General features: G+C 34.4%; 13 protein-coding genes and 4 tRNA genes. 7 read left to right on the top strand and 10 right to left on the bottom strand.

The features are described from left to right. The first annotated feature begins 170 nt into the window (after positions 1-170). The 4 genes from FLAPXU55_RS13515 (at position 171) to purL (ending at position 8,891) form a co-directional block, all read left to right on the top strand. Positions 171-1,679, top strand: coding sequence for a hypothetical protein (locus tag FLAPXU55_RS13515; protein WP_180858299.1), 1,509 nt, complete (start codon positions 171-173; stop codon positions 1,677-1,679). Between the two features lie 99 nt (positions 1,680-1,778). Further along, positions 1,779-2,363: an XAC2610-related protein gene (locus tag FLAPXU55_RS13510; RefSeq protein WP_180858297.1), complete on the top strand. Its 585-nt coding sequence runs from the start codon at positions 1,779-1,781 to the stop codon at positions 2,361-2,363. A gap of 182 nt (positions 2,364-2,545) precedes the next feature. Next, positions 2,546-4,390 (top strand): endonuclease, encoded by a 1,845-nt coding sequence (locus FLAPXU55_RS13505; RefSeq protein WP_180858295.1) that lies wholly within the window; start codon positions 2,546-2,548, stop codon positions 4,388-4,390. An 847-nt stretch (positions 4,391-5,237) separates the two neighbouring features. Further along, positions 5,238-8,891 (top strand): phosphoribosylformylglycinamidine synthase, encoded by a 3,654-nt coding sequence (purL, locus tag FLAPXU55_RS13500; RefSeq protein WP_180858293.1) that lies wholly within the window; start codon positions 5,238-5,240, stop codon positions 8,889-8,891. A gap of 266 nt (positions 8,892-9,157) precedes the next feature. Here the strand turns inward: purL and FLAPXU55_RS13495 are convergent, their stop codons facing one another. Further along, complete coding sequence (locus tag FLAPXU55_RS13495; protein ID WP_053471761.1) at positions 9,158-9,442, bottom strand: hypothetical protein; 285 nt, start codon at positions 9,440-9,442, stop codon at positions 9,158-9,160. A gap of 246 nt (positions 9,443-9,688) precedes the next feature. Here FLAPXU55_RS13495 and FLAPXU55_RS13490 point away from each other — a divergent pair, with 246 nt between their 5' ends. Next, on the top strand, positions 9,689-10,120 hold the full coding sequence (locus FLAPXU55_RS13490; protein WP_053471762.1) for a hypothetical protein: 432 nt from the start codon (positions 9,689-9,691) through the stop codon (positions 10,118-10,120). 178 nt (positions 10,121-10,298) lie between these two features. Continuing rightward, positions 10,299-12,077 carry an AMP-dependent synthetase/ligase gene (locus FLAPXU55_RS13485; protein WP_180858291.1) on the top strand — a complete coding sequence of 593 codons (1,779 nt, stop codon included), beginning with the start codon at positions 10,299-10,301 and terminating at the stop codon, positions 12,075-12,077. 152 nt (positions 12,078-12,229) lie between these two features. Here FLAPXU55_RS13485 and FLAPXU55_RS13480 read toward each other — a convergent pair whose 3' ends face one another. The 9 genes from FLAPXU55_RS13480 to FLAPXU55_RS13440 all read right to left on the bottom strand — a co-directional run bounded on the left by FLAPXU55_RS13480 (position 12,230) and on the right by FLAPXU55_RS13440 (position 17,648). Then, positions 12,230-12,775 (bottom strand): 3'-5' exonuclease, encoded by a 546-nt coding sequence (locus tag FLAPXU55_RS13480; protein ID WP_180858289.1) that lies wholly within the window; start codon positions 12,773-12,775, stop codon positions 12,230-12,232. A 20-nt stretch (positions 12,776-12,795) separates the two neighbouring features. Further along, entirely contained in the window at positions 12,796-13,362 is a 567-nt protein-coding gene (locus FLAPXU55_RS13475) for a metallophosphoesterase family protein (RefSeq protein ID WP_180858287.1), read from the bottom strand. A 54-nt stretch (positions 13,363-13,416) separates the two neighbouring features. After that, positions 13,417-14,514, bottom strand: coding sequence for a slipin family protein (locus tag FLAPXU55_RS13470; RefSeq protein WP_180858285.1), 1,098 nt, complete (start codon positions 14,512-14,514; stop codon positions 13,417-13,419). An 815-nt stretch (positions 14,515-15,329) separates the two neighbouring features. After that, a complete protein-coding gene (locus FLAPXU55_RS13465; protein ID WP_180858283.1) occupies positions 15,330-16,115 on the bottom strand; it encodes a hypothetical protein in 786 nt (261 codons plus the stop codon). A gap of 13 nt (positions 16,116-16,128) precedes the next feature. Further along, entirely contained in the window at positions 16,129-16,677 is a 549-nt protein-coding gene (locus FLAPXU55_RS13460) for a 3'-5' exonuclease (protein ID WP_219637264.1), read from the bottom strand. 185 nt (positions 16,678-16,862) lie between these two features. After that, positions 16,863-16,936 (bottom strand) — tRNA-Leu (locus FLAPXU55_RS13455). A 163-nt stretch (positions 16,937-17,099) separates the two neighbouring features. Then, positions 17,100-17,183: transfer RNA gene (locus FLAPXU55_RS13450), tRNA-Tyr, on the bottom strand. Between the two features lie 298 nt (positions 17,184-17,481). Next, positions 17,482-17,554 (bottom strand) — tRNA-Asp (locus FLAPXU55_RS13445). Positions 17,555-17,575: 21 nt separating this feature from the next. Then, a tRNA-Asn gene (locus FLAPXU55_RS13440) sits at positions 17,576-17,648 on the bottom strand. Between the two features lie 937 nt (positions 17,649-18,585). Between FLAPXU55_RS13440 and FLAPXU55_RS13435 the strand changes: the two genes are divergently transcribed. After that, complete coding sequence (locus tag FLAPXU55_RS13435; RefSeq protein ID WP_180858279.1) at positions 18,586-18,984, top strand: helix-turn-helix domain-containing protein; 399 nt, start codon at positions 18,586-18,588, stop codon at positions 18,982-18,984. Positions 18,985-19,085 lie beyond the last annotated feature (101 nt).

Here is a 19,085-nt window from a genome sequence, read left to right as displayed (position 1 = left end):
ATGTAAGTTTTTTGCTATTTTTACAAAAACATTAATATTGATCTGTTGCTGAGAAGTTTTTTTCTTATGCCACAGATTTCACAGATTTTCACAGATTATTTTTTTTATGCATTGTGCAGAAAATCATTTTAATCCTTTTAATCTGTGGCAAAAAAAATAAACATATTCAAATGCGTCAATACTTTGCACTCTTTATTTTCGGAATAATTCTAGCTTTTAGTTCTTGTCGAACTGATTTTGATACCGTTGCCAGTACCGGAGATTTAAAGTTTTCAAAAGACACTGTTTATTTAGATACTGTTTTTAAAAACATTGGTTCAAGCACGTATCAGCTTAAGGTTTATAACCGAAGTAAAAACGATATTTCAATCCCGATTGTACAACTTAAAAAAGGGCTTAATTCAAAATACCGAATGACAGTTGACGGAATGAGCGGCAACAACGGAAAGATTTTTAAAGATGTTACGCTTTTAGCAAAAGACAGTCTTTATATTTTTATAGAAACAACTGCAGATATTACAGACGCTAATCCTACTGATTTTTTATACACAGATGAAATTCAGTTTGACAGCGGTGCGAATCTGCAGGAAGTGGCTTTGGTTACTTTAATTCAGGATGCTGTTTTTTTATTTCCAAAACAAAATGCCGACGGAACTAAAGAAAAAATTCAGATTGAAGGAAAAGATGTCGACGGGTTTTATCTGGACGAAAATGATCCTGAAAACGGAAATGAACTAATTTTTACCAAACAAAAACCATACGTTATTTATGGTTATGCCGGAGTTCCGGAAAATAAAACCGTAACTTTTGAAGCCGGAACAAGAGTTCATTTTCATGCTAATTCTGGTTTGTATGTTGGCGATAAAGCTACACTTCAAATTAACGGAACTGCCTCTACAACCGAAAAACTAGAAAACGAAGTTATTTTTGAAGGCGATCGCTTAGAATCTCTTTATTCTGATATTCCCGGACAATGGAAATCTGTTCTTTTTGCAAACGGAAGCACAAATCATTCGATCAATCATTTGACTTTAAAAAATGCAGTTGTTGGATTAGATTTTAAAAATCCGTTAAATACAATTGAAATTAAAAACACACAGATTTACAATTGTGTTGAGTACGGAATTTTAGCCCAAAATACTCACATCAACGGTGAAAACATCGTAATCAATTATGCCGGAATTGCAGGTTTATCTTGTGTTTACGGCGGAAATTACAGCTTTACACATTGTACCTTTAATAACAACTGGCAAAACAGTTCGCATTTTGCCGTGAACTTAAGTAATAGTTTAGCCGGAGCCTCACCGGAAACAAATCCGTTAACACAGGCGACTTTCAATAATTGTATTATTTATGGTTCCAGCACGAATGAATTCAATTTACAAAAAAATGCAAGTGCTGGTTTTGTTTATCAGTTAAATAATTGCCTGTTGAAATTTGGTACAACATCAAATTCTGATTATCAGTTTAAAACAGATACGGAACATTATAATAATATTATTGTAAACGAAAATCCAAAGTTTTATAATGTTTCTAAAAATCAGTTAAATATTGATAAAACTTCTGCCGCTTTCGCGAAAGGAAATCCGGCGTATATAATTCCATTAGATATTTTAGGAGCTACAAGAACTTCTCCGCCAGATTTGGGTGCTTATCAAAGTAAAGATTTTCCAAAGTAAAATTTTTAAACCATATAAGTGATATAAGAAATTTAAGTTGTGTGTGAATTTTGCTCGCAAAACTGCAAATCTCAAAGTTTAAAAATGCAATACTATCCAATGAAAAAAAGTCTTTTAACCATTATTTTTTTCTTATCCTGTATTTATATATTTGCTCAGAATACACAAACAATCAAGGGTGATTCTATTTATAAAAACAAAGGAATTACAATAAAACTTATAAATTTTGAAACTGAAAAAGAAGGTTATGATGATGAAAAAAATTCAATTTTAATTATCAGTCAAAAACTAAATGGTAAAAATTCAGTTTTAGTAAAAGACTCGATTTTTAGCGGTACTCAACAAGTTGAATTTAGAGACTTCAATAACGATAAAATAAAAGATATCTTAATTCAAAACATTTCTGATGTAAGAAGCAATTGGACATATAATTTATATTTATACAACTCTAAAACAAATAATTTCAAACGTGTAATTGGTTTTGAAGAAATCAAAAATCCCAGCTACAATTCAACTTATAATATTATTGAAAGCCATGTAATTTCTAGTACTAATTGGGCTGCATTTTATAAAATCAAAAACTATAAAGTTTTTGATTACCAAATTGAAATTACTGATGATGGCAGCAAAAAATCCGATAAAGAATACCGACAGGCTTTAAAAAAGATTTCAGAAAAAAAATAAAACTTCGTGCCTTAGTGTCTTCGTGTCAATAAAATCAACACGTAAGAAAATATACCTCAAAATTAAACATCACTTAACGTTTCGTATTCATAAAAGTAATAGATTTGCTACAATACTTATTTAAAATTCTAAAATTCAGAACTTTAAAAAGTATTACAACCAAACTTAAAACCCCTATTTTTATGAAAAAAAATTACTTTTTACTGTTATTGCTGTCTGTTACAATTGGCTTTGCCCAAATTCCTTCTGGTTATTACAATACCGCAACCGGAACAGGTTATACTCTAAAAACGCAATTGTATAACATTATCAAAGGTCATACTGATAATGGATATGCTGGTTTATATACCACGTATCAAACATCAGACGTTGATAATTTTTACGAAAATGACGGAACAGTATTAGACATGTATTCTGAAAATCCATCAGGAACAGATCCATACAATTACAGTACAGGAAGTACGCAGCGTTGTGGAAATTATTCTGCTGAAGGCGATTGCTACAACAGAGAACATATTATTCCACAATCGGTTTTTAATGAGCAGTCTCCAATGGTTGCCGATGCGCATTTTATAACTCCAACAGATGGAAAAGTAAACGGAATGCGTTCCAACTATCCGCACGGAACCGTAAGTTCTGCAACTTATACTTCTCAAAATGGAGGAAAATTAGGATCGAGTTCTGTATCTGGATACTCAGGAACTGTTTTTGAACCTATCAATGCTTTTAAAGGAGATATTGCCAGAATGTATTTTTATTTTGCAACTCGCTATGAAAATACTGTTGCCGGATATTCTTATGCGATGTTTGACGGTTCAAGCAATAAAGTTTTTACAACCGCTTTCTTAAATCTTCTTTTGGCATGGCACGCGCAGGATCCTGTAAGCGCGAGAGAAATTGCAAGAAACAATGCAATTTATACTCGTCAAAATAATAGAAATCCATATATTGATCATCCGGAATATGTGAATCAAATTTGGGGCGGAACTCCTTCTGGAGATACTCAGGCGCCAACTACTCCAACAAGTTTGGCTTCGACTTCAAAAACAGCAACTTCAATTTCACTTTCGTGGACAGCTTCTACAGATAATGTTGCCGTAACAGGTTATGATGTTTATGCAAATAGCGCTTACAAAACCACCGTTTCGAGTACAACTGCAACTATTACAGGTTTAACCGCTTCTACAACTTATTCTATTTATGTAAAAGCAAAAGATGCTGCCGGAAATGCTTCTGCGTCAAGCAATACCATTTCGGTTACAACCAACAGCAGCGGAACAGGAACTGCTACAGATTTGCTTTTCTCTGAATACATTGAAGGTTCTGGAAATAACAAAGCTTTAGAAATTGCAAACAACACAGGAAGTTCTGTTAGTTTGTCTGCTTACACTATAAAAAAACAAACCAATGGTGCTGGTTCATGGAGTACAGGTTTAGCTTTAAGCGGAACTTTAACAACAGGAAGTAAATTTGTAATTGTAAACAGTTCAATTTCTTCAAGCTGTTTTTCTCCAAGTTCAGCTAACATTTCAACAACGGCAACTGAATTAACTTTTAACGGAAATGATGCTGTAGGTTTATTTAAAAATGGAGTTTTAATCGATATCATCGGAACTTTTAATGGCGGAACTGCAAATTTTGCCATCGATGTTACTTTAAGAAGAAAATCAACGGTAACTTCTCCAAGCACAACATTCAATTTAAGTTCACAATGGGATTCATTTTCACAAGATACCTGTAATAATTTAGCAAGCAAAATAGCGAAACCAATTGAAGAAGGAGTGGTAGAACTTTCAGATGAAATTGTGGTTTTTCCAAATCCTTCAGATGGAATTTTCAATATTGTTTTAGACAATTCTGATTCTCCTTATTCGATAGAAATCCTTTCGTTTTCAGGTCAAAAAGTTTTCGAAAAACAAAACGCAACAGATTCTGTAATTTCAGTAAGTCATCTTTCAAGCGGAATTTATATTGCTAAAATTACAAGAGATTCAAAAACTACAATTAAAAAGATTGTAATTAACTAAATATTTTTGTTCACACAGATTTGGCGGATAAAGCAGATTAAAAATTTAATAAATATTGACACAGATTTATTAATAACTCTACCCAAAAAAAATCTGCATAATCTGCTGAATCTGCGTGAAACAAAAAAACTTTGCATACGAGAAGATGCAATGCTGTGCGCCTCTACACTGTAATAAAAAAACTTTTTTTTCACGCAGATTTGGCAGATATAACAGATTTAAAAAATCTAATAAATATTGACACAGATTTATTAATAACTCTACCCAAAAAAAATCTGCTCAATCTGCTGAATCTGCGTGAAACAAAAAAAACTTTGCGTCTTAGCGCCTTTGCGAGATTAAAACACTTCCCTTTTTTCAAGAAAACCTAACATACGAGAAGACGCACTGCTGTGCGCCTCTACTAAAACATTGACACAGATTTATTAATAACTCTACCAAAAAAAATCTACACAATCTGAATCTGCGTGAAACAAAAAAACTTTGCGTCTTAGCGACTTTGCGAGATTAAATACATTTTTTGCGAGAAAACCTCACATACAAGAAGACGCACTGCTGTGCGCCTCTACTAAAACATTGGCACAGATTTATCAATAACTCTGACAAATTAAATCTGCACAATCTGCTGAATCTGCGTGAAACAAAAAAACTTTGCGTCTTAGCGACTTTGCGAGATTAAAACACTCATTTTTGCGAGAAAATCCTACATACCAAAAGACGCACTGCTGTGCGCCTCTACACATGGTAAAAAAATACCCATCTTTTTTAAAAGAGTTTGTTATCAAATTTGTGCTTACTATTTATTTACACTAAATTTGCAGCTCAATACAACAAACTACACATCACAATGATTCATTTCTTTGAAAACCAAAGCAAAACTGTTTTTGCCGTACAAACGCAAAACGAAATTTCAGCTCAAGACATTTCAAAATTAAACTGGCTTTTTGCCGACTCGAACAAGATCGAAAAATCCGCACTGACGGGTTTTTTTGTTGGTCCCCGCGCCACTATGATCACACCTTGGAGTACAAATGCTGTAGAAATCACTCAAAATATGGGTGTTCCGGGCATTATCAGAATTGAAGAATTTCACCCGGCAACGGAAGATTTCGCTGATTTTGATCCGATGCTTTTCCAAAAATTCAATGAATTAGATCAGGAGATTTTCACTATCAACATTCAGCCGGAACCAATTCTGGAAATTGATGATATTGCAACTTACAATAAAGTAGAAGGTTTAGCTTTAAGCGAAGAAGAAGTAGAATATTTAAACAATCTTTCAACAAAACTTGGAAGAAAATTAACTGACTCTGAAATTTTCGCTTTCTCTCAAGCCAACTCAGAACACTGCCGTCACAAAATTTTCAACGGAACATTTGTTATTGACGGTGAAGAAAAAGAAACTTCTCTTTTTAAATTAATCAAAAAAACATCTCAGGAAAATCCTAACGATATTGTGTCTGCTTACAAAGACAACGTTGCTTTTGTAAAAGGACCAAAAGTGCAGCAATTTGCACCAAAATCAGCAGACAAACCTGATTTTTACGAAATAAAAGAATTTGATTCGGTTATCTCTTTAAAAGCCGAAACACACAATTTCCCAACAACAGTTGAGCCTTTTAACGGAGCTGCAACCGGTTCTGGAGGAGAAATTCGTGACCGTTTAGCCGGAGGACAAGGTTCTTTGCCATTGGCAGGAACTGCGGTTTATATGACTTCATACTCTCGTTTGAACAATGACAGAAAATGGGAAAATGCACTTGAAGAAAGAAAATGGTTGTACCAAACGCCAATGGATATTTTGATCAAAGCTTCAAACGGAGCTTCTGATTTCGGCAATAAATTTGGTCAGCCGTTAATTACAGGTTCTGTTTTAACTTTCGAACATTCAGAAAACGACCGTAAAATTGGTTACGATAAAGTAATCATGCAAGCGGGTGGAATTGGTTACGGAAAATTAGATCAATCAATTAAAAAGAAACCACAAGAAGGTGATAAAATCGTAATTCTTGGTGGAGAAAATTATAGAATCGGAATGGGTGGTGCTGCAGTTTCATCAGCAGATACTGGAGCTTTCGGTTCAGGAATTGAGTTAAATGCAATTCAGCGTTCCAATCCTGAAATGCAAAAACGTGCCGCAAACGCGATTCGTGGTTTAGTAGAAAGCGACAATAATCCAATTGTTTCTATTCACGATCATGGAGCTGGAGGACACTTAAACTGTCTTTCAGAATTGGTTGAAGAAACTGGAGGATTAATCGACTTAGACAAATTACCGGTTGGAGACCCTACTCTTTCTGCTAAAGAAATTATCGGTAACGAATCTCAGGAAAGAATGGGATTGGTTATTGGTCAAAAAGATATTGATACTTTACAAAGAATTGCTGACAGAGAGCGTTCGCCAATGTATCAGGTTGGAGATGTAACAGGAGATCACCGCTTTACTTTCCAATCACAATCAAATGGTTCAAAACCGATGGATTATGCTTTAGAAGATTTCTTCGGAAGTTCGCCTAAAACGGTTATGACTGATAAAACTATCGATAGAAAATATGCTGATGTTGCTTATGACGCAGGAGATTTCGAATCATATTTAAAAGACGTTTTACGTTTAGAAGCAGTTGCCTCAAAAGACTGGTTGACTAATAAAGTTGACCGTTGTGTTGGTGGAAAAGTAGCGAAACAGCAAAATGCAGGTCCGTTACAATTGCCTTTAAATAATGTTGGAGTTATGGCTCTGGATTATTTAGGAAAAGAAGGAATTGCAACTTCTATTGGGCACGCTCCTATCGCGGCTTTGATTGATCCGGTTGCGGGAAGTAGAAATGCTATTGCAGAATCATTATCAAACATTATTTGGGCTCCAATTAAAGATCAGTTAAAAGGAATTTCATTATCTGCAAACTGGATGTGGGCTTGTAAAAACGAAGGTGAAGACGCTCGTTTGTATGCTGCTGTTGAAGGCTGCTCAGATTTTGCAATCGAATTGGGAATCAATATTCCGACAGGAAAAGATTCACTTTCGATGAAACAAAAATATCCAAACGACGAAGTAATTGCGCCGGGAACGGTTATTATTTCGGCTGGAGGAAACTGTACAGATATTAGAAAAGTAGTGGAACCAGTTTTACAGAAAAACGGAGATTCTATTTATTATATCAATTTGTCTCAGGATGATTTCAAATTAGGAGGTTCATCTTTTGCACAAATCAGAAATACAATCGGAAACGAAACTTCTACTATAAAAGATGCTTCTTTCTTCAAAAATGCATTTAATACGATTCAGGAATTAATCGGCGAAAGCCAAATTTTAGCCGGACACGATATCGGAAGTGGTGGTTTGATCACTACTTTATTAGAATTATGTTTTGCTGATGTGAACCTTGGAGCTAAAATTGATTTCAGCGCTTTCGCGGAAAAAGATTTATTGAAAATCCTTTTCGCTGAAAACATCGGAATCGTTTTCCAAGCTAAATCTGATGCAGCGGTTGAAGCTAAATTGAAAGCTAATAATATCGAATTCTTCAAATTAGGTACAGTTCAAAGCAAAGCAAGTTTGGAATTTGGAATTTATAATTTGGATATTGCAGAGTACAGAGATGTTTGGTTTGAAACTTCTTATTTATTAGATCAAAAACAATCTAAAAACGGAAGAGCTCAGGCACGTTTTGAAAATTATAAAAATCAGGTTTTACAATATACTTTCCCTGCACACTTTACAGGCAAAAAACCAGAAATCGACAATTCTAAACCAAGACCAAAAGCGGCTATTATTCGTGAAAAAGGAAGTAATTCTGAGCGTGAAATGGCAAATGCAATGTACTTAGCTGGATTTGATGTAAAAGACGTTCACATGACCGATTTGATTTCTGGTCGTGAAACTCTTGAAGATATTCAGTTTATTGGTGCTGTTGGAGGATTCTCTAACTCAGATGTTTTAGGTTCTGCTAAAGGTTGGGCCGGAGCATTTTTATACAACGAAAAAGCAAAAACAGCTTTAGATAAATTCTTTAAAAGAGAAGATACTTTATCTGTTGGAATCTGTAACGGATGTCAGTTGTTTATGGAATTGGAAGTGATTAATCCAGAACATGAAGTTCACGGAAAAATGCTTCATAACGAAAGTAACAAACACGAAAGTATCTTTACTTCTGTAAAAGTTCAGGAAAACAATTCGGTTATGTTATCAACTTTAGCTGGAAGTACTTTAGGAGTTTGGGTTTCTCATGGAGAAGGTAAATTTAAATTACCTTATGCAGAAGACCAATACAATATTGTTTCTAAATATGCTTACGAAGGTTATCCTGCAAACCCTAACGGTTCTGATTATAACACAGCAATGATGTGTGATAAAACGGGAAGACATTTGGTTATGATGCCTCATATTGAGCGTTCGACTTTTCAATGGAACTGGGCGCATTATCCAAAAGACAGAAATGACGAGGTTTCGCCTTGGCATGAAGCTTTTGTTAATGCCAGAAAATGGATTGAGAAAAACTAAAAAATATATTTTTATTAAAGCGCCCGAATTTTATCGGGCGTTTTTTTTGCCACGAATTACACGAATTTTCACTAATTCTTTTTTTTATAGCCACAGATTAAAGGATTAAAATGATTATTTTTTTTCCATTAATGCTGGTATTTAAAAATTAATTCGTGAAAATTCGTGTAATTCGTGGCGATTTTTATATAATCTTAAAATGCTTTTTTTAGTCTTTAAATAAAATAAAAATACCCCGACGCTATCCCTAAATCGAGGCATTTTTTTTAGTCTTTAAATGCTGATGCAATTCCGGTTATGACATTGGCTGTCCCAAATGCAAATAGCCCTGAAGCGACTGCATTTTGGCCTGCAAAAAATTGATTTTCTGCAATTGCATTACTAAAGAATAAGCCGCCGGCTGCTCCCGCAACCAGTCCGATTCCAATTAATGCAATAGTCCACCAGGGTTCCGGATCCGGGGGCGGCGGAGGGCTTCTCCAAAAGCGTTTCCACCAGCCTGGATATTTGGTACCGCACCAGCCCATTGCTAAATAGAAGGCAGTTTCCATAATTATTTTGGTTGATTAGTGCCTACTCTATGTGCTTTTCGGCTTCCGCATTGAACGGGGTAAAAATAGAATAAGCCAAACCTAAATTAACAAGGTAATCTACTGTTTTTAAAAGGGGAAAAACACGGTATTTTTTAGTTAAATCAAATTCTTCTGTTTTAATCAAAATTTAAGTTATATTCGCTACATAAAAATCTGCCGCTGATTTTTATAAACGCCAAAAAACACTTTTAAACCTTCATACAAATGAAAGCCGTACATTTATTACTTATTACGTTATTTTTTGCTGCCTCAAAATCATACTCACAAGCTGAAGTAAATGTAATCACCCATAATTCAAAAGAGCGTTATATTACAACCACTATTGGTTATCCTGTTCAGGGAACTTATGCTCCTATTGGCCTAAAACAGCCAATTACAGTTTTAAATCCTGATGGAACAGGTACTATTCAGGCCGAAGATTTAAGCAAGCAAAAAATCAATTGGGGAATTGAATGTAATGAAGATGGAACTCCAATTTTTAAAGAAGGTTTCAACAGTAAGTCCTACACATTTTGGTACAGACCCGTTGAAGGTAACGAATGGTTCTATTCTCAATTCTCGATTCATTTTGTTAAGAAAAAAATGTTCTTAATGGGTGAAAGAGTAAAAGAATACGAAGATTATAACGTACAATAGTCTTTTAAAACATCCTCGCAAATTAAATTTTTCTTGGTTTTTGGGAATATTCGCTATAAAAAAGAAAACGTTTTCGTAAATTTTTAATAGTGTCTATAAATTTTCCCATAAAATTCCATAAAATAAAAAATCGTACCTTATTTTTATTTAATTTGCAGTAAAATTCAATATATTAAACATGGTTTCAATCACACGACTTTTTGATTTTCCCTATTATCAACAAGAAACTTATAACCTTCCGGTTGCACTTGCAACTAAAAAAAACGGAGTCTGGGAAAAAACATCCAGCGCAGAATATATTGCAAAAGCTAATGCCGTTTCGAGAGCATTATTGCGTATGGGCGTTCAAAAAGACGATAAAATTGCCTTAATTACTTCAAATAACAGAACTGAGTGGAATGTAATGGATATTGGTATTTTGCAGACTGGTGCGCAAAATGTTCCTATTTATCCAACAATTGCTGAGGAAGATTACGAATATATTTTAAACCATAGCGGCAGTATTTATTGCTTTGTTTCTGATGATGAAGTATATCAAAAAGTACAAGCCATTAGAGCTAACGTTCCTACTTTAAAAGAAGTTTATTCTTTTAATGAAATTCCGGGCTGTAAACACTGGTCTGATTTATTATTAGCCGGAGAAGACGACAGCAACCAAAGTGAAGTTGAAGCCAGAAAAGACAGCATCAAAACAGATGATTTAGCTACTATTATTTATACATCCGGAACTACAGGAAGACCAAAAGGCGTTATGCTTTCGCACAACAATATTGTTTCTAACGTTTTAGACAGTGCGCCAAGAATTCCGTTTGATCCGGGAAAAAGTTCGGCTTTGAGCTTCTTGCCAATCTGCCATATTTTTGAGAGAATGATTTTATACATTTATCAATATTATGGTGTTTCGGTTTATTTTGGAGAATCGATTGATAAAATCAGTGATAACTTAAAAGAAGTTCGTCCGACAGTTATTACGGCTGTTCCGAGGCTTTTAGAGAAAGTTTACGATAAAATTTATGCAAAAGGAACTGAATTAACCGGCATCAAGAAAAAATTGTTTTTCTGGGCTATTGATTTAGGTTTAAAATACGAACCATACGGAGCAAACGGCTTTTGGTATGAGTTTCAATTAAAAATTGCCCGTAAACTTATTTTCAGCAAATGGAAAGAAGGTTTGGGCGGAAATTTAGATTTAATGGTTTCCGGAAGTGCTGCTTTACAGCCGCGTTTAACTAGAGTTTTTGCTGCTGCAGAAATTCCGGTTATGGAAGGTTACGGATTATCTGAAACTTCTCCGGTAATTGCCGTTAACGACCAAAGAAACAAAGGTTTTAAAATTGGAACTGTTGGAAAACCAATCCGTAATATTGAAGTAAAAATTGCACAAGACGGAGAAATTCTTTGTAAAGGGCCAAACGTAATGTTAGGTTACTTTAAAGATCCTGAAAAAACAGCCGAAGCTTTACAAGACGGATATTTCCACACGGGAGATATTGGCGAAATTGACAGCGAAGGTTTCTTAAAAATTACCGATCGTAAAAAAGAAATGTTCAAAACATCAGGAGGTAAATATATTGCACCGCAAATGATCGAAAATGCCATGAAACAATCTCGTTTTATTGAGCAGATTATGGTTATTGGTGAAGGCGAAAAAATGCCGGCAGCCTTTATTCAGCCAAACTTTGAGTTTGTAAAAGAATGGGCAAAAATCCATAAAATTACTGTAGGAAGTACAGATAAAGAAATCAGCGAAAATCCAGATGTTATCAAACGTATTGATGAAGAAGTAGAAGGCATCAACAAGAAATTTGGGCACTGGGAACAAATCAAACGTTTTGAGCTTACTCCGGATGTTTGGTCTATTGATGGCGGACAGCTTACTCCTACTCTAAAATTAAAACGTAAAATCATTAAAGAAATCTATAAAGATCTTTACTCTAAAATCTATAATCACAATTAATCAAAATAATTTAACCAAAGAAAAAGGCTGTCTTAATAAAGACAGCCTTTTTTAATATCTAAAAAAACAAAAACTGCAAACAATATATATTTGCAGTTTCTTTGCACAGTTATCTGCTATCCTTTAGATAACTGTTCTTAACAAATTAAATTCTAATTTTTAAGGCACCAATGCAAAATCTTAGCGATGTTTTTGGCATCGTCAATTCCGCGGTGATGTGTTCCTTCAAGCGGAATATTCAGCATCTGTAAAGCTCCATTCATTCCGGTTGACCTTTGCAGACCAAACTTTTCGGCAAAATGTTCTTTTACGTTGATATGCTCGTCTCCCATAGGGTATGAAATACCAAACGATTTACATTGTTTTTTAAGCATATTCAAGTCGTACTGACCGTAACTTGCCCATGTATATAAATCGGGATTATATTCGTCGATTAACTCGTTAATGGCATCTTCAAAACTTACTCCGTTTTTGTCCAGTAAATCCTGAGTTATAGTCGTTAATTCGGTACAAAACGGACTCACATGCGAACGCTGTGGTTTTATCAAAATACCTTTGTTCTTGGTAATTTGTCCGGTTTCTGAATCTAAAACGGCTAATCCGATTTCGATAATTTCATTTTGCTGGCCTTGCGGGACCGCGCCCTGCCAACATGTGGCTTCTAAATCAATGATAATAATTTTATCTGTAGTTTTCATTTCTTTAATTTTTAAATATTTTATAATTCTCTATCTCCAAAAGGAGCTTTCCAATCTTTCTTCATAATGATTGCTTTTACTTCATCATAAGAAAGTGGTGCATAATTGTGGCAGTCTACGCCAACATCAAAAGAGCGTGATGTTTCATCGTCAAACAAATGACCGTGAGAGTGGCCGTATAAATGCCATGTTCCTCTAAATGAACTTCTCCACACTTTCATGGCGTAGTGAAACAAGATTATTTTCTGTCTTCCGTTTGGTGCATCTGCATCTTCAATACTTAATTCATAATAATCTTTAATCCACTCAAATCGCTTTTTATAACTTAAAGCCGATTTATCGTGATTGCCTTGTACCAGAAAAATTGAACCGTTTAACTGGTCTAAAATTTCTTTTGTTTGTTCTGGTCTTGCCAAAGAAATATCACCTAAGTGATAAACAATATCTCTCTGACTCACCTTTTCATTCCATCGTTTAATGAGCTCCGAATCCATTTCTTCTACTGTAGCAAATGGACGCTCGCTAAACTTAATTATGTTTGTATGACCAAAATGATGGTCAGACGTAAAAAATATTTTTTGATTCATTTTAATTTTAATTTTTAAACTAAAACCACCAGCGTTCCCGTTGATGGTTTTTCTTTATTTCACGAAGATTTCCTTCAATTGACCAATTACGTTTCCGCTTCCTGAAATTGTGATTTCTCCAATTTTATCGGCGATTTTTTCAACGTATTCCATCTCTTTCAATTTCCACAACATTTCGTTTTCTTCCATCAGCTTTGCTGTGTTCAATAAACTTCTTGTTGAAGCGGTTTCTTCTCTTCGCATAATACTGTTGGCCTGTGCTTTTTTCTCAGCAACCAAAACCTGATTCATGATCTCTTTCATATCTCCAGGCAGGATTACGTCACGAATTCCGGCATCAGAAATCGTTAAACCTAAATCTTCTATTTTAGTTGTTACTTCTGCTAAAATAGCTTCGGCAATGGTATCTTTTTTAGCCAATAATTCGTCTAAGGTCAATCCGCCCACAAAAGCTCTTAAAGCTAACTGCATGGCAACATACAATTGTTTTTCAAAGTCTTTATTGTCAACTAAAGCTTTCATGATATTCACAACTTGGTATCTCACAAAAAAGTTGATTCTTAATCCTGCTTTATCTTTAGTCAATAATTCTTGCCCTGAAATTTCAACTTGCTGCTGTCTCACATCAATTGTTTTAACTTCGATTGTAATCGAGTTATTCCAAAAGTAATGTGTTCCGGATTTTAATTCTTTAACGAAAGTTCCATTCACAAACAACAAAGCTTTGTCGTTACTTGCTACAATAAATTTTCTAACAAAGTATTTCAATTGATTATGTTCCAATAAGTTTACCGGAATATTCTCTGTGATTTCAATTTTAGAAAGATCTGCTTTTTTGAATTCGTTTTTCACAATTCCTTTCCAGAAAGGATGTCTTCCCGGAGTCAGCGTTCCTTTGAAATTTCCGTTTACGAAATGTAAAACAATCTCATTATCGGCAACCTCAACAACTTCAAGCATTGAAGCCAAAACTTCATTTTGCAATAAAATGTTCAATTCAAAAGGAGCATGAAAAATGGCATTCATATCATAGATCATCACATTTTTGTCTCCAAAAATCCAGTGCAAACCTTCTTCTAATACTTTAATTAATTTTCTGTTTTCAAAAAGCAAACCCACTTGGTATGCTTCGATTTTGATTCTTTTTATCATGTTGTTTTTTGTTTCAAGTTTTTCTTGTTTCAAGTTTCAGGTTATGAAACAGTCGAAAATCTTTGTTTATTTTTTTGCCACAGATTTCTCAGATTAGAATGATTCTCTTTATTCTATTCTTTATCTTCTATTATCACTTTCTAAATAAAAAAACCTCTTTGCCTTTCTCCTCCGAAAAAAACGGATGAAGAGTTTGTTATTTGTTTACCCGAATTGTTTTCGATTGTATTTTGCAGCGACGATCCCCAAATCATCTTAACAATCAAATCGAGAAGAAAACAAGTATTTCAAAAAACATTGCTTTTCGCACTGGCTTTATCATGAGTGTGAAATTTCAGGTTCAAAAACCTTAGTTTCACTGACAAAGACAAATCAGTTTTTTTTCTGGTCATCTTTTTAAGAGTGATGGTCTCTGTAAAGACAGATTTTCAGTCTGTTGTTGACTTACCGCTCGTCCAACTACCCCATCGGGAGTAGTGCAGGATTCGAACCTGCGTTGACTTCTATTGCTCTACCGAACTGAGCTATCGCATTGCTGCGAATGGGAGTCGAACCCATGACACATAGATCTTGGTGGGATAGTTTTTTGGAAAACCATCCAAAACCTCCAAACCAAGCTGCATAGAAAAACATAATTCGCTTTCGCGGAAAGTTCCCTACAATGGTGCTATACAGAAACACGCAACTGGGCTTGTTTGATATTTTTAATCAAAGCCAAAACTTTGATGTATTTCATTTTATAAAAGAACTTGTTTTAATTCCTGAACAAATATTCAAATTGCACTGCGCAGTAATTTTGCGCAGTGCAAAAATCTTTAGTTAATCCATTCTATTACAGTCGATAAATAGACTTGTCTTACCTCTTCAAATCGGGTTATATTGGGAATATGATTGACTTCTAATAAATATTTAGTACCGTCTTTTGCAACGATGTAATCATTTCCTATCATGTCCATTTGCAAAACATTCTTGATGTAAAGCGTATCTTCTAACAAATCCTGATCGACAGGCATAAAATTGGCATTATCAGGATGAATAGATTTTAACCAATCGTCACCTTCTAGTTTTATTTGCCAATACGTTTCACCAATCATCATAATACGAACAGCATCGCCTTCAAAATAAGGTTCAATGGTTGCGGTAAATTCGCTTTCCCATTCTCCTGTAAAACGATATTTGTTTTCACCGCAATGCCAGTTTCCCCATTTTGCAATGGTATCTCCGGTTGTGTTAACAGAAGCGCCTGCACTTATAAATCCGCGTGGGGCACTGAATCTTGAAAGAGACAGTGCTTTTACCAGACAAGGAATTTTAAAACGACAGTCGAGCATTGCTGAAGCCTTTGGATAACAATCTCCATTCCAGATCGCAAGACCCGTAATGAAATCAAAATCATTGTCGTAAATTCCGTAATAGACGACTTTATCTACAGGTAACATTCCAACTCCAATCGATTTTTCCATATACAAAACCTCATCCTTAACCACAATTTTTGGTATAGACTGATGCCAGATAATATGTCCTGAATACTGGGCTTTTATAATATCATATTCTTCCTGTTCAATTCCAACAAGAGCTATTCGGTTGTATTTTTGTTTCATCGTTTTTAATTTTTTATTTCTTTAAAACTTTATACAGCAATTTGGCTGCATTGTAAGCATCATCCGCTCCATTATGATTCTCTCCTTCAAAAGATTCTCCTATTAACTCTAGCTCTTTCAATAATCCTTTAGGTTTCTCCTGAAGGTAAACTAAATTAAAAAGTGTCTTTATATTCAAATAGTCATTTCTAAATGGGTTTTCAATTGCTTTTGATTTACATTCTTGTTCTAATATTTCTTTATCAAAATCGCCATAACCGGCAAATGTTCTATACTTTGCCGAATATTTGGAATTAATTTTCTTCAATGCTTTCTCAAGTGAAGTTCCTTCTATCTGTAGTTTTTCATTTGTAATTCCAGTTAATTGGTGACAAAAAGAAGAAACTTGAGAAACTTCTGGTTTGATATAAAAACTTTGTTTATCTTCAATTTTTCCCGACGATAATATTAACTTGCATACTCCTATCTCGATAATTTCTCTCTGATTTAAGAGTGTTTCCTCCTTAGATTCCCAGCAAGTTGCTTCAATATCAATCACTATAATTTTATCATATAACACCATGATTTCTAAATTCTTAATTATTACTTTTAAATAAATACACAATTTCCCGATTACTCGCCAGCTCTTTTTACAATACTTTATCATCTTTCGCAAAGTCGCAGAGTCGCAAAGTTTTTACTTTAAGTAAATCTGCTCAATCTGCGTGAAACAAAAAACTTTGCGTCTTTGCGCCTTTGTGGCTATAGTACAGGAAGAGAGACTCGAACTCTCAAAAAACTGATTCTAAGTCAGCCGCGTCTACCAATTGCGCCATTCCTGCATTTTTTTCTGCCGCTAAGGCACGAAGACACAAAGGTTATTTCTTTGCGACTTTGCGACTTTGCGAGATAATTGCTCGCCAGTTCTTTTTACAATACTTTGTCAATCTCTCGCAAAGTCGCAGAGTCGCAAAGTTTTTACTTTAAGTACATCTGCTCAATTTGTGGAAATAGTAAGATTCGAACCTACTCAGTCAAAAGACAACGGTTTTACAGACCGACCTAACTCTCCAACTTTAGCGTATTTCCATTTGTCTGGTCCCGATAGCTATCGGGAGAACCTGCGAACTCCCGCGTCCAAAGCGGGTAAACAACCACCGTTATCTTCCCAGATTTTTTTTATTTTGCCACGAAGACACTAAGACACAAAGCTTATTTTTCTTAGCGTCTTGGCGACTTTGCGAGAAAATTGCTCGCCAGCTCTTTTTACAATACTTTGTCAATCTCTCGCAAAGTCGCAGAGTCACAAATTTTTTACTTTAAGTAAATCTGCTTAATCTGCGTCAAACAAAAACCTTTGCGCCTTAGTGCCTTTGCGGCAAACTCGCGGCTCATACGGGAGTCGAACCCGTTTCTCCCGAGAGACAGTCGGGAAGGTTAGCCAGTAACCCCAATGAGCCAGTTCCTTCTAGAGAACAATGCGATTTCGGAAGGAATCGAACCTTCAACCTATTGATTAACAGTCAAGCGCTCTGCCAATTGAGCTACGAAATCATAATTTTTGGGCATAAAAAAAGCACCCGGTTAAAGGTGCTTTATAAATTCAATATGATATAACTATCCTATTGCCTGTATTGATGCACCTGTGTTGTTAAACATCCAAGATCGAATCTCGGGTCTAGCAGTTGTGTGTTATATATGTTGTTATGTAAAGCCATTTTATATGTTGTATTATATTTTGAAATTGTTGTTGCTATTTGAATTTCTGCTTTCAGATTTTCTTCGGCAAAGATAAAGTCGAAAAAATCAATTATCCAAATCATTTTTAAAATTATTTTATTGATTATCAAATAGTTATACCTAAAATTAAAACATAGAAATCCTTGTCCGCATACTGGTGCAGATTCCTTTTTGTATCAAATGACTGTCTCTCATCAGATTACTTTTCAAGATTATATTTCAATATTTAGATTATGCATTAAACATTTGGTCAATTATTTTTTTAATTATTTTTAGTTATGGTTTCTTTTTTATCATTTTTCTTGTCATTCTCGCCAATTTTTTTGTCACACTGAGCGAAGTCGAAGTGCTTTTTAACCGAAATCGAAATGCTTAAAAACAAAAAAAGCGTCCCGAAATAAGGACGCTTTTATATTTTATGTTGAGTTGAACTCTAAAATTTACATTTCAATTTCATAAAAATACATGATACATCCTGATATTTTAGCCGGAAGATTTCCTGCTAAGTGATCAAAATATTGTCTTACTGAAAGTATCATCTGTATTTTTTGTTTTTTTATTACGGGTGCAAATGTAGACGTTTTTTCTATTTATATAATTCTCTTGTTAATTTTAAAAATGTTTTTTTAACTAAAGTAAGAAAAAGAGTATTTTTACTCTTTCAAAAAAGCAACAAAATTGTATTTTATCAAATCGATCTTGTATTTTACGGACAGTTATTTTTGTCAAAAATTTTAAATATCTTTGAATTATGAGCACAGAAACCAGACCCAGAAATATTGGCCGAAATATCAGCCGAATAAGAGAGCTTCGCGGAATGAAACAAGGAGCACTTGCGGATGCTATTGGCACAAGCCAGCAGACTATTTCCAGCATTGAAACCAGCGAAACTGTTGATTTCGAAAAATTGGTGCAAATTGCAAAAGCACTTGGCGTGACGGTAGAAGCTATTGAAAATTTTACAGAAGAATCTGTTTTTAATTTCTTTAATAACTTTTATGATAATAGTGCTAATAATGGTAATCTAAATAATTCTAATAATCATTGTACTTTCAATCCTCTTGATAAAGTTGTGGAACTTTATGAGCGTTTGGTTCAGGCTGAAAAAGATAAAGTTGAGTATTTAGAAAAATTAATGAAATTGAAATAATATTCTTGACCAACGAATTTCTTATATATATAAAATGCGTAAAGAGATTTACACATTTTATATATAATAAATTTTATTGTCACTTTAATGAGAAAGACTTT

Source organism: Flavobacterium panici (genome assembly GCF_903819335.1).
In the GTDB taxonomy this organism is placed as follows: domain Bacteria; phylum Bacteroidota; class Bacteroidia; order Flavobacteriales; family Flavobacteriaceae; genus Flavobacterium; species Flavobacterium panici.
This window is presented reverse-complemented; position numbering and strand designations above follow the sequence as displayed.